The organism is Alteromonas sp. AWJ4_197 (assembly GCF_056160285.1).
Map to the genome: position 1 here is coordinate 340,747 of NZ_JBSWWW010000006.1, position 21,800 is coordinate 362,546.

The window sequence follows — 21,800 nt, forward strand, 5'->3', positions numbered from 1 at the left end:
TCTCCTGTTTAACCGCTACGCCGGCGCTTGCGGTTACGTTTGTTGGGTTTCCCCGGCGGATTGTTTTGCACGCGTTGACCCGCGGGCATTGCAACACCGGCAAATTCTTTCATCACCTTACGGTATACATCCCGTTTGAAAGACACGACATTTCGGATGGGATACCAATAACTCACCCAGCGCCAGTCATCAAATTCAGGATGACCACTTTTGAGCACATTGACATCTTTTTCCTGGCAATCTAACTGAAGCAGAAACCACTTCTGTTTTTGCCCGATACATACCGGAGAACTGCCCTGGCGAATTAATCGCTTTGGCAATTTGTATCGCAACCAGTTGCGGGTAACACCTAAAACAGTAACGTCTTTTTGCGTTAACCCTACTTCTTCGTGCAACTCCCTGTACATAGCTTGTTCTGCAGTTTCCCCTTCATCAATTCCGCCTTGTGGAAACTGCCATGAATGCTGACCATAACGCCTTGCCCAAAACACCTGACCCATTTTGTTGCAAATCACTATGCCCACATTCGCACGGAATCCGTCGGCATCTATCACATAGACTCCCGGGCACGATAAACTTTTCTATTTCTGCATTCTTCCATAAACTATAGCCCTTTCAAAGCATTAATCCTAATTCAGCAAATATTACCCGGAGAGTCTCTTGCAGCCACCCGATACCGCACCCGCTACACCGGAAGAGTTACTGGCACGCAGCTACCGGATTGCCGGCTTGTCACTGGGCGAACTGGCAGAGCTGGCGCACGTGGCCATTCCGGAAAATCTGCAACGGCACAAGGGCTGGCCGGGTATGCTGATAGAAAAATGGCTGGGAGCCACAGCCGGCTCAAAACCTCAACAGGACTTCCCGGAACTCGGTGTAGAGCTGAAAACGATTCCTATTGACGGGAATTTTACTCCGCTGGAAACCACGTATGTTTGTTACGCGCCGCTGATAAGTAAACCCGGTACTACCTGGCAAACGTCTAATGTGCGCAATAAGCTTCAGCAGGTTTTATGGGTGCCACTGGAAGGTGACCGCGCCATCCCCCTCGCACAGCGACGTGTTGCCACGGCATTTTTCTGGCAACCGGATGCCCGGGAAGACGCAATCTTGCAAAAGGACTGGGAAGAACTCACAGAAATGATTGTGCTGGGGGAAGTAGAAAAAATCACTGCGCGTCTTGGTCAGGCACTGCACATCCGTCCTAAAGCAGCCAGTGGCAATGTGCTGACAGATGCCTTTGATGCTGACGGACAGAAAATAAAAACCCGCCCCAGAGGATTTTACTTACGTACCTCGTTTACCGGCGCAGTATTGCACCGCCACTTCACCTGACATCAGCTTTTTCAGGCGTCAGGTGATAACGCGCAACAGACTACCTTTGCTTACGCATGTGGTTCATCATTACACCGCTCAGAAACTGTTCTGAATGCACACCAAGACGTTTCGCCTGCGCCGCCAGTGAGTCATCGCTACCGAGAAGCTCATTTTTGGCATAGGTCAGACGGTACTGATAAACAAAGCTTCTGAAATCTCTTTTTTCCAGTAACCTCAGCGCAATCACCAGGGTAGTGGGATCCACATGGCACTGACCGGCAAAGGCTTTGAGCTGCAAGCCGGGGGATTTAAATGCTTCTGTATCCGTCATTGTCTGCTCAGCCTTAACCAGCGCCTCCCGCATGATGCACTGTTCGGCTTTTAAATCGTCAAGGCGGTGATAATCCAGCGGCGACGGAGACGTGTGTTGCGGACGAATAACAGCAATAAACGTTTGCAATAAGGCGATAGCAAACAGCAGGTTAAACAATGACTGCCAGAAGTGAATATCGAAAAAACCGAATGCACCGGCTGTGACCAGCAAAATACAGCAGAATGCCAGACCAACAGTAACTCCCATAGCACCACCGAGCCACTGCACACGAAATTCCCGCACATCAGCCACCTGAGATGACAGGTAACGGTGGTAATTCTGTATCAGTTCGGTGATCAGGATCCCGAGTACCAGAATACCGAACCCGGTGACCATATAAACCAGATAAATATGCCAGTTGTCCAGCGGATGACCTGTGGGAGAAGAGACCAGCCACTGCGCTTTTTCATCAGCGCTGACAAACAGTAAGGGGATTTCTGCCAGCAGCGCCAGGGCGACCGGCAGCCACAGTAACAATTTAGAAGGTCTGGCATTATCAATAACCAGCAGTTTGACACTACGGTACAGTAAGGTTAGTGAGAGCAACGGGGTAAATACAGTAAGCACCGACAGTCCGGCGGCATCCTGTCCGAAGGCACGCAACCATTCATCAGTGAGAATGAACGGCCACACTATCATGGCTGCCAGCACCCATGGCGCACCGGAAACACGGTGCTTTTCCCTGAAGAACTGAACCAGTATCACCAGGTAGAGCAAAACCAGCACGAAAAGGGTGTAGCGATGCAACATAATGTATTTCTACCTCACTTCCTTCAAGAAACGTTGTGCGACCAGACGGCCTGCTTACCAGTATACGTCGCCCTGCATACCGGCTTGTCTGGTTCTCTCCATGACATGCATCAAATTAGCAATCTTATCATCCACCCAAGTGAATACATCTGACAGTTCGTCCAGCTCAGATTCAGTAGCAAGGGCCCGCAGCATCATTAACGCTTTTAATTCGTCAATTCCGGTAAGAATATCTAACCATGGCGCGCGGAAATGATGTCGTTCTTCATCAAATAAATCAGCCAGCAGAAAACCGTTCCATAAGGTTTGTCTCAGCAGTACACCAATGGCCAGATAATTTTCGGGTGTCATTGTTTTGCTGCCCGGCATAGTTTGTTGTACCGTTTGCCAGCCCTGAGATAACCATCCCTGTGCATGTTCCATTACCGGCAGGCTGTATGCAGTTGAATGCTGGCGCCAGGGTTTTTCCTGCAATAACTGAGCAACTAATACTTTTAACGTATTAGTTTGTTTACTGTACAGTATTTCATCAGGTGTGTGTGCATGAATTAACCCGGCTTTTCTGCCCTGCAAATAACTGGTCAGTGCCGGATAACGACTCAGACACTTATTAAACAAGCTTTTTTTCGACAACAGATAGCGAAGGCTCTGCAGATCATCCTGCCATAACCAGACTTGCATATATTTCATCAGCAACTGATGCACTGACAATAATTGCGGGCACTGCAGAACAGGCAGATACAAAGATACGGTTTGCAACAACAGGCGTGCACTTTTAACGATTTCGCCGAACATCTTCACAGACCCGGTTTCGAAATACAGATGCTCATGTTTCTGCCAGTGAGATAACGCTTGCTGCACTGCCCGGCAGAAAGCCTCTTCGGTTGTTGTACCCTGTTCCAGCTTTAAATAAGGCTGCATTTGGGAAATAACCGGCGACAGCCCGTTAAGCAACTGGTAGCCCTGCGCAGCTTTAGACACATCGCTCAGGCGCACAGATGTGTTTTCTGTGATCAACTTTGCCAGTGTAAACAAGTGGGTCACTTCGCCCTGTTTCAGTTCCAGCTCAATCTCATGGATAGGAGAGCTGTTCTTACCCGTACTGGCTTCACCTTCGTCAATCACCACTTCTACACATGCGCCGTCCCATTCAACATCGAACGCGGTTCTTACGAAATGGGTACTGAACTGGCGCTGCAATTTATCGTTTACCTGCTCAATCAGCCAGTCGTCCGGCCAGACATCCCCGGGAAACAGGCGCAAGTCCGGCTCAGCACCGTCAAGGGCCACATTGTACTCGGCACGCTCATGCAGACCGCCGCTGACTTTGCCATGGGTTTTCATGGTCTGTTCAAAACGGCCATTATTACCACGGACGCGGAAACCCATCTTTTCCTGCTGGAAAAGGTGGTCTGCAGTATCGTAATAATCGTTCTGCAAGCGCATTTCCGGCTCACGGGAAATGCTGAAACCAGCCTGCTCAAAGGCAGGCAGCACTTTTTCGACAAATGCAGGTAAAGCATTGTCGCGGGTAACAAATTTTATTTCTATTTCCGACATAGAGAAAAAGGCAGGTCGGTAAGTGTCAGTATTCCGACACAATACCTTCGTATAATACTTTTCGCAACGGATGATCACCTTACAAATGTGCAAACGTAGTGAACTGTCAGCCGGGTTGCCGGTCCAATGTGGCGGGTACGCTTGCCTTTCAGGTTTGCAGCCAATAACATCACACAGTTTCTTAAAACAACTACGGACGCACTATGTTACGAAAATGGCTGACCATCGCATTAATTGGTCTTTCAATCCAGGTTTTCGCACAGGAGGATTCCATTGAAGAATCTCTGCAGCTGGAAGCTTCTTCTTCAAATTATATCCGCGACGATCTTTTCGTATTTCTTCATACGGGTGCGGGCCGGAACTACCGGATTTTAGGCTCTGTGGCCGCCGGAACGCCCATTACTGTACTGGACAGAAATAACGAGACAGAGTTTACGCAGATAAAAGATAATGAAGGCCGCACTGGCTGGGTAGAAACCCGTTTTATCAGTAATGAAATGTCTTATGCCGAGAAAATTCCGTTGCTGACTCAGCGTCTGGCCGACAGCGAAGCCGGCGTACAGGGTTTACAGTCAGAGAATGAAAGGCTGAAACAGCAACTGAACGCGACCCGTCAGGAACTGAAACAACTTCAGGACGAAACCGGCGATCAGACAACTCAGATTACCCGTCTTACCAATAAGCTGGAACAGCAGAGTAAAGATGAAATGATCAAGTGGTTTACCTGGGGCGGTATTGTTGCCGGTGGTGGCGTACTGCTTGGCGTGATCCTTACCTTCCTGCCGAAGAAGCGCCGTCGTAACGAAGAATGGATGTAAGCCGGACATAACCTGCAACGCCATTTTATTTAAAGTTAAAAAAACCGGTTCCGTTTTTTAAGCGGGACCGGTTTTTTGTGGTGTTTACGACAGACCTTAAGGACTTACTCGTCGTCTTCCACCAGCGTCATCAGCGAAGTATTACCGCCGGATGCGGTGGTATCAATACTGATGGTTTTCTCAGTAAGTAAACGTTGGATCAGGTTATCGTTATATTCTGCGGTGATGACCGGCAGAATAGCGCCCTTGCGGGAAGATAACATGGCCGCAATCTGAGCAGTACGTTCAGTGTGAGAATCCACCACCACACCGGCCAGATGTTCATGCATAAGTAAGTCGTTTAAATGACTTAATCTTGCTACCTGGAATACCCCCTCAGCGGCACCGGTTTTATTGAAGTGTTTCTGGAATTCCAGCGCTTCTTCATAAAATAGATCAGATACTACTGATACCACAACGTTACCGGTTGCCAGTGCAGTCACGATAGACAACGTCCAGTATTCGAATGTCACGCCTTTATCGGCGAAACAAACCAGTACGCCACGGGGTTCAAGGTAAAGCTTGTTAGACTCACCAGTCGGCCCCGGCAGCTGTGTGGGTTTGGACAATGTGCGTTCAACCGTTGTCAGTTGCTGACGGGCGGTTGCCAGGGTGCGGTTTAAGTCATCTGCCAGTTCATCAACAATGTCGACTCTGGCAAGCTTTGCCAGTAACTGACGCACCATAGAAATACGGTCGTTCAGCGGAGTATGTCGCCATTGCGCTTCAACATTAACACCCTGATTCATCAGGCGGGTTGCAGCTTCGGCGTCCTGCTTCTCACCGGACAATGCAGCATCCAGATTATCGATATCGTCGACCTGAGAAGGCTTCGGTGTAGCACGCTCCTGCATCAGACGGCGCAGATAGTTCGGACCGCCGGCTTTAGGCCCGGTACCGGATAGTCCCCGTCCGCCGAATGGCTGTACGCCGACAATGGCGCCGATCATATTGCGGTTAACATAAACGTTACCGGCACGGCTGCGGGCAGCCAGTTCGTTTGCCCTTTCTTCAATGCGGGAGTGAATGCCCATTGTCAGGCCAAACCCGGTGCTGTTGATCTTGTCCACCACTTCGCCGATCTCTTTACCTTTAAAGCGGACGATATGAATGACCGGACCGAAAACCTCACGCTCCAGCACATCAATGCTCTTGATCTCGTAAAGAGTTGGCGGGAAGAAATAACCGTCAGTGCAACCTTCCGGGATCTCACATTGATAAAGCAACTTACCTTTATCCTGCATCACTTCTTCGTGCTGTTTCAGGCTGTTGAAAGCTTTTTCGTCAATCACCGGACCTACGTCAGTACTGAGAAGGGCCGGATCGCCGATACTCAATTCCTTCATCGCGCCGATGAGCATGTCAGTTAAATCATCAGCAATGTCTTCCTGAACGTAAAGCACCCGCAATGCAGAACAGCGCTGACCGGCGCTCTGGAAGCCGGAATGAACCACATCATCCACCACCTGCTCAGGTAAGGCCGTTGAATCAACAATCATACAGTTCTGACCACCGGTTTCAGCAATCAGAGGAACCTGCTCACCGCCCCGCTCTGCCAGTAACTGGGAAATCAACGTACCGGTTTGGGTTGAACCGGTGAACATCACCGCTTTAATGCGCTCATCAGGCAGTAATGTACTGCCGACATGCTTGCCGGGCGCAATAATCAGTTGCAGAGCATCTTCCGGCAGACCCACTGTGTGCATAATTTCCAGCGCACGTTTAGCGATCATACTGGTTTGTTCAGCAGGCTTCGCCACCACCGTATTACCGGTCGCTAAAGCTGCCACCACCTGACCTAAGAAAATCGCCAGCGGGAAGTTCCAGGGGCTGATACACAGCACAACACCACGGGGAACAAAACGCTGATCCTCGTCCAGCTCACGGGCACGGACAGCATAATAACGACAGAAATCCACAGCTTCACGGACTTCGTCGATACTGTCCTGCGTAACTTTACCTGCTTCACGGATACAAATGGCAATCAGTTCGCCCATATGACGCTCAAGGGCAAAAGCCGTGCGTTCAAGAATGTCCGCCCGTTCTTCCACAGAACGTTTTGACCAGGCCGCAAAACCGTTGTGGGCTTTGTCCAGCGCTTCTGTCATCTGTTTTTGTTCTGCATAATGATGGAAACCCACCACATCAGATTTGTTGGCAGGGTTCAGGACTGCCGTGGCCCCTTCCGGTAATTTACCGTCAGTTACCACATAATAATTTTTCCAGCGGGCCAGTTCATGCTGAAGCGCGTGCACGGCGTTAACATCAGTGAGGTCAAGACCGCGGGAGTTGTCACGCTCCGGCGCGTAAAGATCGCGTGGGGCACTGATTTGCTTGTTGTAACGGGTTTTAAGACGCTGGGTTTTCTCGACCGGGTCTTCCAGAAGTGATTCAACCGGCTTTTCATCATCAACAATTGCGTTAACGAAAGATGAGTTCGCCCCGTTTTCCAGCAGGCGGCGAACCAGGTAAGCCAGCAGATCTTCATGCTCACCCACCGGCGCATAAACGCGGCACTGAATTTTTTCCTGCGTCACAACCTGATCGTAAAGGGTGTCGCCCATACCGTGAAGACACTGGAACTCAAACCCGTCTTTGTCATCACCGGCCAGCTCAATGATCACCGATGCGCTGTACGCATTATGGGTAGCAAACTGGGGGTAAATCGAATCACGATAATCCAGCAAACGGTTAGCACAGGCATGATAAGACACGTCAGTCGAGGATTTTCGTGTAAATACAGGGAAACCGTCCACACCAGCCTGCTGGGTCATCTTAATTTCTGTATCCCAGTAAGCGCCTTTAACCAGTCGCACCATCAAGCTGCGACCCACTTCCAGGGTCAGCGTGCGTAACCACTCAATGACATGAATAGCCCGTTTCTGATAAGCCTGAACTGCCAGACCAAATCCTGTCCAGCCCTCAAGGTCCGGGTCGCGGAATACGGTTTCGATGACGTCCAGAGAAATGTCCAGACGATCCGCTTCTTCAGCGTCAACGGTGAGGCCAATGTCGTACTCTTTCGCCATCATACACAGGGCTTTCAGCTTGGGCGGAATTTCCGCCATCACCCGTTCTGCATGTAAAAATTCATAGCGGGGATGGATCGCCGACAGCTTGACAGAAATCCCGGGAGAACGCTTGGGCCCGCGACCTGCTGCCGCTTTGCCGATTTCTTTAATGGCCTTAACGTAAGCGTCGTAGTAACGATCTGCATCTTCCATGGTGCGGGCACCTTCGCCCAGCATGTCGTAAGAATAGACGTAACCTTTCTTCTCTTTCTCTTTCGCCCGCTCTACCGCATCAGCAATGGTTTCACCCATAACAAACTGACGGCCCATAACCCGCATAGCAATATTCATTGCACGGCGGATAACCGGTTCACCCAATCTACCAAGGGTCTGTTTCAGTAAGCCGAACTGCTCTTTACGACGCTTGTCCGCATAGTTGACCATGTTGCCGGTTAACAGAAGACCCCATGCCGATGCGTTAACGAACATGGAATCTGAGTTCCCCAGGTGCGGAGTCCACTGACCTTTTGACAGTTTGTCACGGATAAGCTCGTCCTGAGTGGCTTTATCCGGCACACGAAGCAGAGCTTCGGCCAGACACATCAACACCACACCTTCAGAGGTAGACAGCGAATATTCATTGAGTAAAGCATCAACGCCGCCATGACTTTCCTGCTCCCGGCGGATTTGCAGCACCATTTTACGTGCTCGCTCCCAGGCCCGGCTTCGTGCTCTGGGATTGACTTCGGCAACAGGCAGAATTTGATCTATCGCGGTGGATTCATCGATACGGTAGTGGTCGCGGATGCGCTGACGAATAGAAGGCAGCGAATTGAGATTGTCATTAGTGAGCATTGAAACCCTTCTTTATCTGTATGGTGTTGTCATTACCTGCTGGTTGATTCTTGCACTCACGATGCCCTTCAGGGGCTGAAATAGCAAGTAAAGTCGATTGTTGATCATTAATATGTTCCCTGACCTGTAAAGATCACGACCGGCTTTCAGCGGCGGCATGCTATCACAAACCCCGGTAAGGAAAAGGGGCGCTCTGTCCTGACTTTTCTGTCGTCCGGCGCGAATTGTATAAAAAGATGTACATCCCTGAACGGGCCTGGAAAAAGGCCAGCGGAAAATACAACTTTCTTACTGATATTCACCGCTTTTCATATGGCGGAATGACGAAAGCTTTCCTACACTCCCTTCATAAACAAATGGATGAGATAGCATGAAGCTACGAAATTTCAGCGTTGTTCAACGGTTAGCCTTTCTTGTACTGCTGGTAGCAGGCCTGCTGCTTTTAATGACAGTGGTAGTGTTGCAGCAACACTATGAAGCGCAAAAAGATAAGGCTTATGAAGAGACGAAGCACATCGTTGAGTCGGCTTACTCGGTACTGGAACACTTTTCCACGTTGTCAGAAAACGGGGATATGACCATCGCTGAAGCACAAATGCAGGCCAAAGGTGTTATAGCAGCAATACGCTATGACGACGGTAACTATTTGTGGATCCAGGATGATACGCCGGCCATGGTCATGCACCCCATCAAGCCGGCACTTGAAGGTCAGGATTTAACGGATTTTAAAGACGCTAACGGCGATAAGTTCTTCGTCACCATGGCACGGCTGGTGAAGTCAGAGAATGAAGGCTTTGTTCCCTACGTCTGGCCATTGCCTAATTCCGAAAAAGCCGTGGATAAAATATCCTACGTAAAACGTTTCGCTCCCTGGCAGTGGACCGTTGGCACCGGCATTTATCTTACCCGTCTCGACGCAGCGTTTTCTCATATCCGCAATGTGTTTATCGGCCTGGGCGTGGTGTGTTTGATCCTAGTTATTCTGTTTGCCTGGTTAATTGGTCAGAGCATTATTACTCCGCTACGGGCAACCACTGAGCGGATGAAAGATATTTCCCAGGGTCAGGGTGACTTAACCCGTGAACTGCCTGAGGACGGAAATGATGAAATAGCCAGACTCAGCCGCCATTACAATGCGTTTGTGGCGAAGGTGAGGGAGTCACTGCAGTCTCTCCATGGTGCAATAGAAGAGGTAGCCCAGGAAGGTTCGCGGTTAGCCGATATCCGTCAGTCTAGCGAAAGTCAGGCACAAACGCAGAGTCACAATGCCATACAGGTTGCCTCTGCAATGGAAGAAATGACCGTGAATATTGGCGATGTCAGTCGTCATGCTACAGAGGCTGACCACTCTACGGAGTCGGCGGGGCAAAGTGCAAAAGCAGGGATTCAGGCTGTTACACAGTCGGTGACAGACATTCAGTCGCTGAACCAGAGTATTGAATCAGTGGTGAATACGGTGAGCCAGCTTGCCCAGCAGAGCGACAAGATTGGCAGCGTGCTTGATGTTATCCGGGGTATTTCTGAACAAACTAATTTACTGGCACTGAACGCGGCTATTGAGGCTGCCCGCGCCGGAGAACAGGGTCGCGGGTTTGCAGTGGTGGCCGATGAAGTACGTACGCTCGCCAGCAGAACCGGTCAGAGTACTGATGAAATTCAGCAGATGATTCAGGAGTTACAAAGTGGATCATCTGCCGCAGTGAACGCAGTTAAAACCAGCCAGTCCGCTGTAGACAGCACCGTTGCAAATATCAGGCAGGCAGATGAAACGTTACGTACTCTATTAAGTATTATGTCTGACATCGCCGCTAAGAACCGGCATATTGCGGAGGCTACCGGTCAGCAAAGTGACGCGGCACAGGAAGTAAACCTGCGAATTAATGAACTTTCTGAGTCCGCAAGGCATACTGTGAGTAACGTAGAAGAAATGACACAAACCAGTATTGCACTGGCAGGTCATGTTGAGCAGGCGCGTCAGGCTATGCGAAAATTCCAGTACTGACCGCATCCAACCAGGAGTTATTCATGTCAGGTTTGAGGGTAAAGAAACGCTACTATCCCGTTTTCATTATCGTTTTGCTGGTGGTGGCGTACTGGCTGTTTGCCAATGCCCTCATCAAGTCCGTACTGGAATCTCAGTTGTCGGAATCTTACGGAGCTGAGGTAAACATCGGCAGTTTCGATCACTCGCTGTACCCCACTACTTTTACCCTTGAAAATGTGCAACTGACGGATGCCACGACTCCGGCAAGGAATCAGGTGTTGGTAGGAAAAGCCTCCGGCGATATAGCATTGATGCCCTTGCTGTCAGATCAGGTCATTGTGAATAAACTGTCTGTGCTGGATGTGCAGTTCAATCAGCCCAGAAGTACGCCAGGCGCGGTATACCGTCAGCCAACTCAGAGTCTGACCTTTGACGAAATGAAACAAAAAGCCAAAGATGCTGTACCTACGGTGGATGAATTACTGGCCCGCTCCCCGCTGAAAACTACTGCGGCGGTGGAACAGGCGCAACAGGCTTACACCACTTACTCTGAAGATTTAAAAGCGAACTACAAGGCGCTGCCGGACAAATCCCGAATCGCATTCTATAAATCAGAGATTGAGGCTCTGAAAAATACAGATTATAAAGATCCTCAAACCCTGCTTTCTGCAAAGGAAAAGCTTGAGTCTCTGAAAGCGGAAATTACCTCAGACCGGACCAGAATCCGGGAGTTCACTGACAAAGCGGGGGATGCCAGAACCGCCCTGTCAGACAGCCTCAAAGCCCTGAAGAACGCCCCGCAGCAGGATTACCAGTTCATTAAAAATGTTATCGCCGGCGACGATGCCGCCATGCAACAGGTTACGCAGATGGTGTTCGGCGACAAAGCCGCGGAATATACACAGTATCTCATGTCTGCCGTAGAAATTGTGTTGCCTCTGATACAGGGCGATACGCAACCTGCAGAAGAGGCCCCTGCTGATTTACCTTATATTCTGGTTAAAGACGCAGAAGTGTCAGTGAAATGGCAGGATGAAAGCATTGGCAGCGTATGGAAGAACATCACCAACATGCACGATGTGGCCGGTGATGCGACTACCTTCACCATTTCTGCTGCCGGTGCCTTACTTAAGCAGTTTGAGTCGTCAGGCCAGTTCCGCATAGACGACGGCGTGGTTGAGGCCTTCCAGCAATGGTCGCTATCTGGCATTAATCTGGCAGATATTCCCATGGTCAAAAGTGAGAAACTCTCTGCCGCTTTACAAAAAGCCCTGATGAGTGCCACCGGAAGTATGTCTGTTAAAGATAACCAGCTCAGTGGCGGCAGCGATATCGATCTTGCCGGGCTGGCGATGGAAGCAGCCGGCACCAATAAACTCACTACCGCCATTGCCAATGCACTGAAACAGCTATCGTCGCTGGATTTGCAAATGGCGTTATCCGGTACACTCAATGATCCCGGCTTCAGTATAAAGTCAGATCTCGATAATAAGCTGGCACAGGCTGCACTTACAGAGTTAACGGCATCTCAACAGGATAAGCTGGACGAAGCCATGAATAAGCTCAACAGTAAGATCAGCGCCCTGCAGTCAGACACACAAACCGAACTGGTGAGTGTGGAGAGCATGCTGAAAGCAGCGCAGGGAGACAGCAGCGAACTGGAAGGGTTATTAAAAACACAGCTGAACAGCGTGATAGATAAGCAAAAGGATAAACTGCTGGACAAACTTAAAAGCAAGCTTGGTCAGTAGACCCGCCGGGCCAGTACAGGCATAATAGTCATTTATTTAACGTTAAGGTGTTTGCCGTGTGGCAAGATAAGTGGGTTACCGTTGTACTGATAGTGTTGCTGGGATTACTCCAGTACCGCTTGTGGTTCGGTAAGAATTCACTGCCAGACTACCTTGCGCTTAAACAGGAAGTTCAGCAACAGTCGTTACAGAACGACAACCTTGCCCAGCGAAACAATCTGCTTAAGGCTGATATCAGCGATTTAAAAATCGGCCTTGAGTCTATTGAAGAGCGGGCCAGAAATGAGCTGGGCCTGATTAAGCAGGGCGAAACCTTCTACCGGATCCTTCCCGCGGATAACGAATAGTCCATGTCTCATCCTTCTGTAGTTGCTGTGGTACCGGCAGCAGGTGTCGGCAGCCGCATGCAAGCTGACAGACCTAAGCAATATCTCAGGCTCGGCGAAAAAACCATTCTGGAGCATACGCTTTCTGCGTTGCACGCCCATCCGAAAATTTCTCATATTGTAGTAGCGGTCAGTGCCGGCGATCCCTTCTTTCCGGAGTTGCCGGTGGCTAATGCTCCCTGGCTGACTGTGGTTGATGGTGGTGCAGAACGGGCAGACTCGGTATTCGCCGCCCTCTCACAATTGAACGACAATGACTGGGCCCTGGTCCACGATGCGGCGAGGCCCTGCGTGTCTCTGACTGATATAGACACACTTTTGCAGGTCGGAGAACGGGATGACGTGGCAGGCGGCATTCTGGCAACGCCGGTCAAAGACACGATGAAGCGGGAAATGGCGAGTAAAAACAATATTGTTTCCCACACTGAATGCAGAGAAAAACTATGGCATGCGCTGACGCCCCAACTGTTTCGTGCCGGCGAACTCAGGCAGGCATTAATACAGGCACAGGAAAAGAATATTCCCGTTACCGATGAAGCCTCAGCCATGGAAGCGGCCGGTCACAAGGTAGCCCTTATTGACAGTAATCCGGCAAATATCAAAATTACACGCCCTGCCGATATGCCGCTGGCAGCATTTTATCTGCAACAAACCCAAACTTTATAATTTAAGAGGCACCTATGCGTATTGGTCATGGTTACGACGTTCATAAATTTGGTGGTGAAGGCCCCATTGTTATTGGCGGCGTCAGCATAGATTACGAGCAGGGCTTACTGGCCCATTCTGACGGCGATGTATTAATTCATGCATTGTGTGATGCACTTTTGGGCGCTGCTGCAATGGGAGATATTGGTAAACACTTCCCGGACACTGATGACGAATGGTCTGGTGTGGACAGCCGTTTTCTGCTCCGGCACGTAGTCGGGTTACTGAAAGAAAAGGGATATGTGCTGAGCAATGCTGATATAACTATTATTGCGCAGGCCCCGAAAATGGCTCCTCACATACAAACTATGCTGGAAGTTCTCGCCAGTGACTGCGGGTGCGCTGTTGACGATATCAACGTAAAAGCCACGACAACAGAAAAATTGGGCTTCACCGGCCGCAAAGAAGGCATTGCAGCCCACGCTGTTGTGCTGATCAGAGCTGAATAACATGAGCACGTTACGCACTCAGCACTGGCTGTACAGTGATACTCCTCCGGTCTGCACCGCCGCACTCAAGACGCATCCTGAAGACTTCGTTGTCACCGAAGATCTTGGCTACAGTTTCAGCGGTGACGGTGAACATCAATTTTTGTGGGTCGAAAAAAAGCTGGCCAATACTGCCTGGGTCGCTGAGCAACTGGCTAAATTTACCGGCTTGCCATTACGGAATGTGACCTACGCAGGACGAAAAGACAAATACGCGGTTACCCGCCAGTGGTTCGGATTACATGCTCCGGGAAAACCGGATTTCGACTTTTCAGGACTGGAACTTGAAGGCGTAAAGATCCTTAAGCATGAACGGCACAATAGGAAATTACGCACCGGGCAGCTCAAAGGGAACCATTTCACCATTACCCTGCGTGCCGTCAGCGACGTTACTGCGCTGACAGAGGCGCTGCAACAGGCTGCCAGAAACGGCGTGCCCAATTACTTCGGCGAGCAGCGTTTTGGCAGTGTCCGGATCGCTGAGACCGGCGAGCGTCAGGAAGGCGGTAACCTGCAACTGGCAGAAAAAATGATTGCCGGGGAAGCTATCCGCAACCGCAACAAACGCAATATGGCACTGTCCGCCCTACGTAGCTGGCTGTTTAATGAGGTCATCAGTGAGCGCATTCGTCTTGGTAAACTGAATGATGTAATAAGTGGTGACGCACTGATGCTCAGCGGGTCTCACAGCTATTTTACTGAAAACGGTGAAGATAGCGGGTTGCAAGCCCGTTACGAAGATAAAGATTTATCACCCACGGCGCCGCTGTGGGGAAAAGGTGATGTACCGGTTACCGGTGAAGCGGCAGAGCTTGAACTGGCTGTAGCAGGTAAATATCCTGAGGTTACCAGTTATCTCAGTGAAGCCGGCCTGAAACAGGAACGCAGACCGATAAAAATCTGGCCGGCGCAACTTGAATGGCAACATAACGGTGATACAGTAATTGTTTCTTTCAGCTTACCGTCCGGTTGTTATGCCACTACCGTGTTACGTGATTGTGTTGACACAAATGGTGAAACAGCCGGCAGTTAGTATAAGCGACTTACCGGACAAAAAACGTCAGGAGCCTTCATGCGTATTCTTTTAAGTAACGACGACAGTGTATTCGCCAAAGGCATTGCTGTTTTATTCGAAACACTTGCCGCAGAGCACGATGTCACCGTGATCGCGCCGGACCGCAATTGCAGCGGTGCCAGCAACGCGCTGTCGCTGCACAGTCCGCTCCGCATTCAGCAACTGGATAACGGCTTTTATTCGGTGAATGGCACGCCCTCTGACTGTGTTCACCTGGGCGTAAATTGTTTCCTTGACGACGACCCGGAGCTGGTGGTGTCGGGTATTAACCATGGCGCAAATCTGGGTGACGACGTTATTTACTCCGGCACGGTAGCAGCAGCAACCGAAGGGCGGTACATGGGTCTGCCGGCCATTGCCGTTTCACTGGCCAGCCACGAAGGCAAACACTTTGAAACCGCAGCCCGTGTGGTGCTGGATATTATCCGCAAATTGCAGGCGCATCCTTTACCCCCCAATCAAATTTTGAACGTAAATGTGCCGGATGTGCCATACGATGCACTCGCCGGTATCAAAGTGACACGTCAGGGGCGCAGACATCGTGCCGAAGCCATGGTAAAAGCCAAAGATGCTTTCGGTCGGGAAATTTACTGGTACGGTCCGGCCGGAGCCGAACAGGATGCCGGCCCTGACACAGATTTTCATGCCATCGCTAACGGTTACTGCTCTGTGACACCATTAAGCGTGGACATGACAGCTCATCACAGCCTCACTAACATGGAAGACTGGCTGAATAAAAAACTCTGATAACAATAAATCCTGTGAAGGCAGCTAACCACAAACCGGCTGCCGGAAATAAGATACGGGAAAAACAGGAAATCATTTGCAGCAATGAGAACATTGAAAAAAGGTGAAATGCTCGCTGAGCTTTTGTTCAGCGAGGGCGTACGGGATCAAAAAGTACTGACCGCTATTGCATCCACGCCAAGGGAATTATTTTTACCCGATGCCCTCAAACACAAAGCTTATCAAAATACAGCGTTACCCATAGGACAGGGACAAACGATTTCTCAGCCCTATATTGTCGCCAAGATGACGGAGTTGCTGCTGAAAGCCTCTAACAGTCCAAGGAAGATTCTGGAAATTGGTACCGGCTCAGGCTACCAGACCGCAATCCTCGCACAACTTTTTGGTCACGTTTACAGTGTTGAACGTATCAAGTCGTTGCAGTTTCAAGCGAAGCGCCGGATGAATCAACTCAACCTGCACAATATTTCCATGAAACATGGCGATGGCTGGAAAGGCTGGCCCAGTAAAGGCCCGTATGATGCCATTCTGGTTACCGCCGCAGCGAGCAGCCTGCCACAGGATCTCTGCGACCAGCTTGAAGAAGGTGGCCGTTTGATTATTCCGGTAGGCAGCGAACAGCAAAATTTGTTATGTGTAGACAGAATTGATGGTGAGCTTAAAACAGAGACCATTGAAGCTGTGCGTTTTGTACCACTGGTTGCAGGAGAGCTTCAGTGAAAATTTTTCAACCATGCTATGACCTGGCGTTGCGATGGGCCCGTCACAAGCATGCTAATCGCTATCTTGCGGGACTGAGTTTCGCAGAATCTATGTTTTTCCCCATACCACCGGACGTAATGCTGGCGCCAATGTCCATGTCACAGCCCAACCGTGCATGGTTATTTGCTGCCCTGACCACTATTGCATCCGTGCTCGGCGGCATTGCCGGCTATGCACTGGGATTTTTCACTTTTGAGGCGTGGCTGGAACCACTTATTATCTCTGCGGGTTACGAAGAAAAACTGCAAACCACTGTCGACTGGTTTGAAACCTATGGCGTATGGGTTGTCTTCCTCGCCGGCTTCTCTCCTATACCATATAAAGTTTTCACCATCAGTGCCGGTGTTCTTAATATGGCTCTGGTACCTTTTATTGTAGCGTCTGCAATAGGTCGTGGAGCCCGCTTCTTTCTGGTTGCCGGTCTCATGAAATGGGGTGGTGCAGCCATGGAAGCTAAACTCCGTGAATACGTGGAAATACTCGGTTGGTTAACAATCGGACTGGCCGTTCTTGCGTACTTTTTACTCCACTAAGGTAGATTAATGGGCAAAATGCGAGCAACAAATGCTTCAATCGCCTGCATTTTCGCCATTTTTTTGACGGGTTGCAGTGGCAGAACAGCCCCTGCACCGGTGACTTTACTCAATAGTCAGACTGAATATTCTGAAAAAGGGTCAGAAAGTAAAACTTATCTGGTAAAAAAGGGTGATACGTTGTTCGCTATCGCCTGGTTTACCGGAAATGACTATAGAGATCTTGCTAAATACAATTCTTTATCAGCACCTTACGATATTTACCCGGGTCAAACTTTACGCTTATACCCACAATCTGTGACAGCGTTGACAGGGAACACTTCTAAGCCAAAAGTTCAAGAAAAAACTGGTACGACCAGCGATATATACGACGAAAGGAGTGTTGACCGGGATAAACCACAGGCGTACAGTGGTCGTGAAATTAATGTTAACAACCAAGAAGTTACTAGTGTCAAACCTTTGACGAAAGGTGTCAAAGATTCAGCCAGAAGGGATTTCCCCGAAAGGGTGTCAAAATGGGTTTGGCCCAGTAAAGGTAACATAGCGTTAACATTCAGTAATGCGGAATCGGGCAACAAAGGGTTGGATTTCAGCGCACAAAGAGGCGCACCAGTTCTGGCCGCTGCGGAAGGCAAAGTGGTTTACGCAGGCAGTGCATTACGTGGGTACGGTAACCTGGTAATTATTAAACATACCGATGCCCTGTTGAGTGCTTATGCACACAACGACAAGCTCCTTGTAGAGGAGCAGCAATGGGTCGCCGCAGGGCAACAAATTGCGACAACGGGAGATAGTGGAACAGATTCGGTCAAGCTTCATTTTGAAGTGAGATACCGGGGCAAGTCGTTAGACCCCCTAAGGTATCTGCCAGAAAGATAATAATAACAATAAATAATAAGAAAATTTGAGGAGAACATCGCAGGGTAACCAACAACGCAGGAGATGCAGTCGTGGGTCAAACAAAAGCCGCTGTAATCGAATCAAAGTCTCGGGATGAGTTGAACGAGATGGACATGCCAGTTGATATGAAAGCTGGTGAAGCAATTAACAATGATCTGGATGATACTGAGGATGATGCAGTATTTGTTCAGGAGGACTTACCGAAAAACCTGGATGCCACCCAGTTGTACCTGGGAGAAATTGGCTTCTCACCCCTACTTACCGCAGAAGAAGAAGTTTATTTTGCACGTCGCGCACTGAAAGGCTGTGAGGCCTCCCGTAAGCGTATGATTGTATCTAATCTTCGTCTGGTTGTGAAAATTGCCCGTCGCTACAACAATCGCGGTCTGGCATTACTTGACCTGATTGAAGAAGGTAACCTGGGTCTTATCCGTGCAGTTGAGAAATTTGATCCTGAACGTGGTTTCCGTTTCTCTACGTATGCGACCTGGTGGATTCGTCAGACGATCGAACGGGCGATCATGAATCAAACCCGCACGATTCGTTTACCGATTCACGTAGTCAAAGAATTAAATGTTTATCTGCGTTGTGCACGTGAGCTCTCACAGAAGCTCGACCACGAGCCTACTGCAGAAGAAATAGCTACAGAGCTTGATAAGCCTGTTGACGAAGTCAGCCGTATGCTTCGCCTGAATGAGCGCATTACATCGGTGGACACACCTATCGGTGGTGAAAACGATAAGGCACTGCTGGATATTCTTGCCGACCATAATGAATTTGGTCCGGAAGATAACCTGCAGGACAGCGATATGAAGTCGAATATCGTGAAATGGCTCGGTGAGTTAAATCCGAAACAACGGGAAGTGTTAGCACGTCGTTTTGGTTTATTAGGGTACGAACCGTCTACCCTTGAAGATGTGGGTGCGGAAATTGGCCTTACACGGGAACGAGTCCGTCAGATCCAGGTAGAAGCACTGCGCAGACTGCGCGATATGCTGGGTCATCAGGGACTGTCTCTGGAAAGTCTGTTCGATCAGATGGGTGAGTAATTTCACCCGTCTGACCCGACCATACAGTTTATGCCGTTCTGCCCGGTATGTTGCACCGGGCGGCACTGTATAAAATACCGATTGATGTATTTTAAGACTATTTACGTGTTAATGTGAAGAAAGTGTAGTCGTAAGGATTATGCTCATCGGCACGGTTTTCAACCACATCTGAACGTACCCAGTCGCCCTGAGAATCGTAATCAGGGAAACAGGTGTCACCTTCGACAGTTAACGCTATTTGTGTCAGATAAAGAGTGGTTGCCTGAGGCAGAAAAGCTTCATAGACCTTACCGCCACCAATCACCATCACTTCATCATCTTCCGTGACCATCTCACTGGCAGCGCTGAGTGCCTCGTCGACGTTAGTAACCACAGTCACCGTGTCAGGAAAATCTGAAGCTGCTGCAGAAGTAATGACGATATTGGGTCTGCCAGGTAAAGGTCTGCCAATTGACTCCCAGGTTCTGCGTCCCATGATCACCGGCTTACCTAACGTTACCGCCTTGAAATGCTTCAAATCGGCCGGCAGGTGCCAGGGCATATCATTGTCAGCGCCGATAACCCGGTTGTGTGCCATGGCGGCAATCATCGCAATCTTCATCACTACTCCTTAAGACGCGATATCAGCGACGGTATTCTACTTCAACGTCGTAGTCGTCTTCATCCCAGTCATCATCGTCATCGAGATCGTCATCCAGATCGCCCTGCATGGTCTCGCGATCGTAACTATCCCACTTAAACTCTACCGTCTCTTTCTCATCGTCTTCGTCGATGCCGGCAGGCAGTGTTTCAATGTAATTCATGATTTCGTGGCAAAGCTGTTGTGTGTTCATTTTCTGGAAAGCAGAAATTTGATAAACAGGACCATCCCAGTCCAGCTTTTCTTTAATTGATTCACACAACGCTTCCACTTCTTCCTCGAGAAGCAGATCAACTTTGTTGAACACTAACCAGCGTGGCTTGGCTGCCAGCTTAGGACTGTACTTTTCAAGTTCTTCTATGATCTTCTTCGCGTTTTCCGCGGGATCGCTCTGATCTGCCGGCAACAGATCAACCATGTGTAACAATACGCGGCAGCGCTCTAAGTGCTTCAGGAAGCGGATACCCAGACCGGCACCGTCGGCCGCGCCCTCGATGAGTCCGGGAATATCAGCAATAACGAAACTACGTTGTGAATCCTGTCTGACAACCCCCAGGTTAGGTACCAGTGTGGTAAAGGGGTAATCGGCGACTTTAGGTTTAGCAGCAGACACAGAGCGGATGAAGGTAGATTTACCGGCATTCGGCATACCGAGCAGGCCCACATCGGCAAGCAGCATGAGCTCCAGCTTCAGATTGCGGATTTCACCTGGCGTACCGTTTGTTTTCTGTCTGGGTGCACGGTTTACGCTACTTTTAAAGCGGGCATTACCTAAACCGTGAAAACCGCCCTGCGCGACTTTCAGGCGCTGGCCGTGCTTAGTCAGATCGCCCAGCACTTCTGCCGTTTCCACATCTGTCGCACGGGTACCAACCGGTACCATTACCGTAAGATCTTCACCTGCACGGCCGGTACAGTTTCCGCCCTGGCCATTCTGACCACGCTCAGCACGGTGGAAACGCTCGAAGCGATAATCAATGAGGGTGTTCAGGTTCTCATCGGCCTGCAGATAAACAGAACCGCCATCACCACCATCACCGCCGTCAGGACCACCTTTCGGGATATATTTTTCACGTCTAAAGCCAACCGTGCCGTTACCACCGTCGCCGGCTTCAACACGAATTTCAGCTTCATCAACAAATTTCATTAGTCACTCCGAGTCGTTGTCGACTACCGTATTTGAAAGCTAAGTTTACACCATTGTGACAATCACTACATCGCCAATCTGGTGAAGGGCTGCGGACCCCGGAAAAAATCTTGTTACTAAAAACAAAAAACCCCGCTTACGCGGGGTTTTTTAAGCCTGTTCGGCGTAACGTCAATCCGCGATTACTCGCCGATGATGCTCACGAATTTACGGTTGTTCTTGCCTTTAACGTCAAATTGAACTTTACCGTCTTTCAGAGCAAACAACGTGTGATCTTTACCGATACCTACGTTGTCGCCAGCGTGGAAACGAGTTCCACGTTGTCTTACGATGATGTTACCAGCAAGCACAGATTCGCCGCCAAAGCGCTTAACACCAAGGCGTTTACTTTCTGAATCACGACCGTTTTTGGTACTACCACCAGCTTTTTTGTGTGCCATGTGTTCGTGCTCCTATTATGCGTTGATACCAGTGATTTTCACTTCTGTGAACCACTGACGGTGACCCGCTTGTTTACGGTGATGTTTACGACGACGGAACTTAACGATTTTGATTTTATCGCCACGTCCGTGCTGAACTACTTCAGCAGTAATTTTGCCACCAGCAACTAAAGGGGTGCCGATCTTAACGTCGTCACCGTTGCTAACCATTAATACGTTATCGAATTCAACAGTCTCGCCCGGCGCGACTTCGATCTTCTCTAGACGAACGGTCTGGCCTTCAGCCACACGGTGCTGTTTACCGCCACTTTGGAAAACCGCGTACATATTCTACTCCGCTCTGCGTCTCATTGACGCTTCAATTCAAAAAACAGGGCGCGAATTGTACGTGAAACATCCTGAGATCTCAACCCCGAAAAACACAAAATTTGATTATTTTTCGCGCTTCGGCTCAATTCGCTGCCAGAACT

At 49.6% G+C, this 21,800-nt stretch carries 21 protein-coding genes; 13 read left to right on the top strand and 8 right to left on the bottom strand.

Annotation, left to right across the window (positions count from 1 at the left end; translation table 11 throughout):
* Positions 1-8: 8 nt before the first annotated feature.
* Positions 9-554 carry an RNA pyrophosphohydrolase gene (gene rppH / locus ACXAGC_RS15325; RefSeq protein ID WP_119500007.1) on the bottom strand — a complete coding sequence of 182 codons (546 nt, stop codon included), beginning with the start codon at positions 552-554 and terminating at the stop codon, positions 9-11.
* Between the two features lie 106 nt (positions 555-660).
* On the opposite strand from rppH, the gene mutH reads away from it, so the two are divergent.
* Positions 661-1,335: a DNA mismatch repair endonuclease MutH gene (mutH, locus tag ACXAGC_RS15330; protein ID WP_474845178.1), complete on the top strand. Its 675-nt coding sequence runs from the start codon at positions 661-663 to the stop codon at positions 1,333-1,335.
* A 40-nt stretch (positions 1,336-1,375) separates the two neighbouring features.
* On the opposite strand, the gene ACXAGC_RS15335 is transcribed toward mutH, so the two are convergent.
* Together ACXAGC_RS15335 and ACXAGC_RS15340 are read right to left on the bottom strand one after the other, a co-directional pair.
* The gene (locus tag ACXAGC_RS15335; RefSeq protein WP_474845180.1) at positions 1,376-2,440 is read right to left on the bottom strand and encodes a helix-turn-helix domain-containing protein; all 1,065 of its coding nucleotides are present in this window, start codon (positions 2,438-2,440) and stop codon (positions 1,376-1,378) included.
* A gap of 54 nt (positions 2,441-2,494) precedes the next feature.
* A complete protein-coding gene (locus ACXAGC_RS15340; RefSeq protein ID WP_474845182.1) occupies positions 2,495-4,000 on the bottom strand; it encodes a CYTH domain-containing protein in 1,506 nt (501 codons plus the stop codon).
* A gap of 203 nt (positions 4,001-4,203) precedes the next feature.
* Here ACXAGC_RS15340 and ACXAGC_RS15345 point away from each other — a divergent pair, with 203 nt between their 5' ends.
* Positions 4,204-4,818 (top strand): TIGR04211 family SH3 domain-containing protein, encoded by a 615-nt coding sequence (locus ACXAGC_RS15345; RefSeq protein ID WP_474845184.1) that lies wholly within the window; start codon positions 4,204-4,206, stop codon positions 4,816-4,818.
* A gap of 104 nt (positions 4,819-4,922) precedes the next feature.
* Here ACXAGC_RS15345 and putA read toward each other — a convergent pair whose 3' ends face one another.
* A complete protein-coding gene (gene putA, locus ACXAGC_RS15350; RefSeq protein ID WP_474845186.1) occupies positions 4,923-8,723 on the bottom strand; it encodes a bifunctional proline dehydrogenase/L-glutamate gamma-semialdehyde dehydrogenase PutA in 3,801 nt (1,266 codons plus the stop codon).
* A gap of 370 nt (positions 8,724-9,093) precedes the next feature.
* On the opposite strand from putA, the gene ACXAGC_RS15355 reads away from it, so the two are divergent.
* The 11 genes from ACXAGC_RS15355 to rpoS all read left to right on the top strand — a co-directional run bounded on the left by ACXAGC_RS15355 (position 9,094) and on the right by rpoS (position 19,103).
* Positions 9,094-10,725, top strand: coding sequence for a methyl-accepting chemotaxis protein (locus ACXAGC_RS15355; RefSeq protein ID WP_474845188.1), 1,632 nt, complete (start codon positions 9,094-9,096; stop codon positions 10,723-10,725).
* Between the two features lie 23 nt (positions 10,726-10,748).
* Positions 10,749-12,458 (top strand): TIGR03545 family protein, encoded by a 1,710-nt coding sequence (locus tag ACXAGC_RS15360; RefSeq protein WP_474845190.1) that lies wholly within the window; start codon positions 10,749-10,751, stop codon positions 12,456-12,458.
* A 56-nt stretch (positions 12,459-12,514) separates the two neighbouring features.
* On the top strand, positions 12,515-12,805 hold the full coding sequence (gene ftsB, locus ACXAGC_RS15365) for a cell division protein FtsB (RefSeq protein ID WP_119503280.1): 291 nt from the start codon (positions 12,515-12,517) through the stop codon (positions 12,803-12,805).
* A 3-nt stretch (positions 12,806-12,808) separates the two neighbouring features.
* On the top strand, positions 12,809-13,510 hold the full coding sequence (gene ispD / locus ACXAGC_RS15370; protein WP_474845192.1) for a 2-C-methyl-D-erythritol 4-phosphate cytidylyltransferase: 702 nt from the start codon (positions 12,809-12,811) through the stop codon (positions 13,508-13,510).
* A gap of 14 nt (positions 13,511-13,524) precedes the next feature.
* Positions 13,525-13,998 carry a 2-C-methyl-D-erythritol 2,4-cyclodiphosphate synthase gene (ispF, locus tag ACXAGC_RS15375; protein ID WP_474845194.1) on the top strand — a complete coding sequence of 158 codons (474 nt, stop codon included), beginning with the start codon at positions 13,525-13,527 and terminating at the stop codon, positions 13,996-13,998.
* A 1-nt stretch (position 13,999) separates the two neighbouring features.
* The gene (gene truD / locus ACXAGC_RS15380; RefSeq protein ID WP_474845196.1) at positions 14,000-15,070 is read left to right on the top strand and encodes a tRNA pseudouridine(13) synthase TruD; all 1,071 of its coding nucleotides are present in this window, start codon (positions 14,000-14,002) and stop codon (positions 15,068-15,070) included.
* A gap of 39 nt (positions 15,071-15,109) precedes the next feature.
* On the top strand, positions 15,110-15,859 hold the full coding sequence (gene surE / locus ACXAGC_RS15385; RefSeq protein ID WP_474845198.1) for a 5'/3'-nucleotidase SurE: 750 nt from the start codon (positions 15,110-15,112) through the stop codon (positions 15,857-15,859).
* A gap of 84 nt (positions 15,860-15,943) precedes the next feature.
* The gene (locus tag ACXAGC_RS15390) at positions 15,944-16,579 is read left to right on the top strand and encodes a protein-L-isoaspartate(D-aspartate) O-methyltransferase (protein WP_119499995.1); all 636 of its coding nucleotides are present in this window, start codon (positions 15,944-15,946) and stop codon (positions 16,577-16,579) included.
* Positions 16,576-17,154, top strand: coding sequence for a YqaA family protein (locus tag ACXAGC_RS15395; protein WP_474845200.1), 579 nt, complete (start codon positions 16,576-16,578; stop codon positions 17,152-17,154). Before ACXAGC_RS15390 ends, ACXAGC_RS15395 begins: the two co-directional genes overlap by 4 nt.
* Positions 17,155-17,172: 18 nt before the next feature.
* Complete coding sequence (locus ACXAGC_RS15400) at positions 17,173-18,033, top strand: peptidoglycan DD-metalloendopeptidase family protein (protein ID WP_474845366.1); 861 nt, start codon at positions 17,173-17,175, stop codon at positions 18,031-18,033.
* 119 nt (positions 18,034-18,152) lie between these two features.
* Positions 18,153-19,103, top strand: a complete 951-nt coding sequence (gene rpoS / locus ACXAGC_RS15405; protein WP_474845368.1) for an RNA polymerase sigma factor RpoS — start codon at positions 18,153-18,155, stop codon at positions 19,101-19,103.
* A 97-nt stretch (positions 19,104-19,200) separates the two neighbouring features.
* On the opposite strand, the gene folA is transcribed toward rpoS, so the two are convergent.
* The 4 genes from folA to rplU form a co-directional block, all read right to left on the bottom strand.
* Entirely contained in the window at positions 19,201-19,704 is a 504-nt protein-coding gene (folA, locus tag ACXAGC_RS15410) for a type 3 dihydrofolate reductase (RefSeq protein ID WP_474845202.1), read from the bottom strand.
* 22 nt (positions 19,705-19,726) lie between these two features.
* Entirely contained in the window at positions 19,727-20,890 is a 1,164-nt protein-coding gene (gene cgtA, locus ACXAGC_RS15415) for an Obg family GTPase CgtA (protein WP_474845204.1), read from the bottom strand.
* A 182-nt stretch (positions 20,891-21,072) separates the two neighbouring features.
* A complete protein-coding gene (gene rpmA / locus ACXAGC_RS15420; protein WP_070125553.1) occupies positions 21,073-21,330 on the bottom strand; it encodes a 50S ribosomal protein L27 in 258 nt (85 codons plus the stop codon).
* 15 nt (positions 21,331-21,345) lie between these two features.
* Entirely contained in the window at positions 21,346-21,657 is a 312-nt protein-coding gene (gene rplU / locus ACXAGC_RS15425) for a 50S ribosomal protein L21 (protein WP_119499992.1), read from the bottom strand.
* Between the last annotated feature and the right edge of the window lie 143 nt (positions 21,658-21,800).

Bases quoted from the DNA above. Each gene is read 5' to 3' on its own strand.
- cgtA (WP_474845204.1), bottom strand. From the start codon at position 20,890: ATGAAATTTGTTGATGAAGCTGAAATTCGTGTTGAAGCCGGCGACGGT.
- truD (WP_474845196.1), top strand. From the start codon at position 14,000: ATGAGCACGTTACGCACTCAGCACTGGCTGTACAGTGATACTCCTCCG.
- ACXAGC_RS15335 (WP_474845180.1), bottom strand. From the start codon at position 2,440: ATGTTGCATCGCTACACCCTTTTCGTGCTGGTTTTGCTCTACCTGGTG.
- ACXAGC_RS15360 (WP_474845190.1), top strand. From the start codon at position 10,749: ATGTCAGGTTTGAGGGTAAAGAAACGCTACTATCCCGTTTTCATTATC.
- rpmA (WP_070125553.1), bottom strand. From the start codon at position 21,330: ATGGCACACAAAAAAGCTGGTGGTAGTACCAAAAACGGTCGTGATTCA.
- ACXAGC_RS15355 (WP_474845188.1), top strand. From the start codon at position 9,094: ATGAAGCTACGAAATTTCAGCGTTGTTCAACGGTTAGCCTTTCTTGTA.
- ispD (WP_474845192.1), top strand. From the start codon at position 12,809: ATGTCTCATCCTTCTGTAGTTGCTGTGGTACCGGCAGCAGGTGTCGGC.
- ACXAGC_RS15400 (WP_474845366.1), top strand. From the start codon at position 17,173: ATGCGAGCAACAAATGCTTCAATCGCCTGCATTTTCGCCATTTTTTTG.
- ACXAGC_RS15390 (WP_119499995.1), top strand. From the start codon at position 15,944: ATGAGAACATTGAAAAAAGGTGAAATGCTCGCTGAGCTTTTGTTCAGC.
- ACXAGC_RS15345 (WP_474845184.1), top strand. From the start codon at position 4,204: ATGTTACGAAAATGGCTGACCATCGCATTAATTGGTCTTTCAATCCAG.
- rplU (WP_119499992.1), bottom strand. From the start codon at position 21,657: ATGTACGCGGTTTTCCAAAGTGGCGGTAAACAGCACCGTGTGGCTGAA.
- folA (WP_474845202.1), bottom strand. From the start codon at position 19,704: ATGAAGATTGCGATGATTGCCGCCATGGCACACAACCGGGTTATCGGC.
- ACXAGC_RS15340 (WP_474845182.1), bottom strand. From the start codon at position 4,000: ATGTCGGAAATAGAAATAAAATTTGTTACCCGCGACAATGCTTTACCT.
- putA (WP_474845186.1), bottom strand. From the start codon at position 8,723: ATGCTCACTAATGACAATCTCAATTCGCTGCCTTCTATTCGTCAGCGC.
- ispF (WP_474845194.1), top strand. From the start codon at position 13,525: ATGCGTATTGGTCATGGTTACGACGTTCATAAATTTGGTGGTGAAGGC.
- surE (WP_474845198.1), top strand. From the start codon at position 15,110: ATGCGTATTCTTTTAAGTAACGACGACAGTGTATTCGCCAAAGGCATT.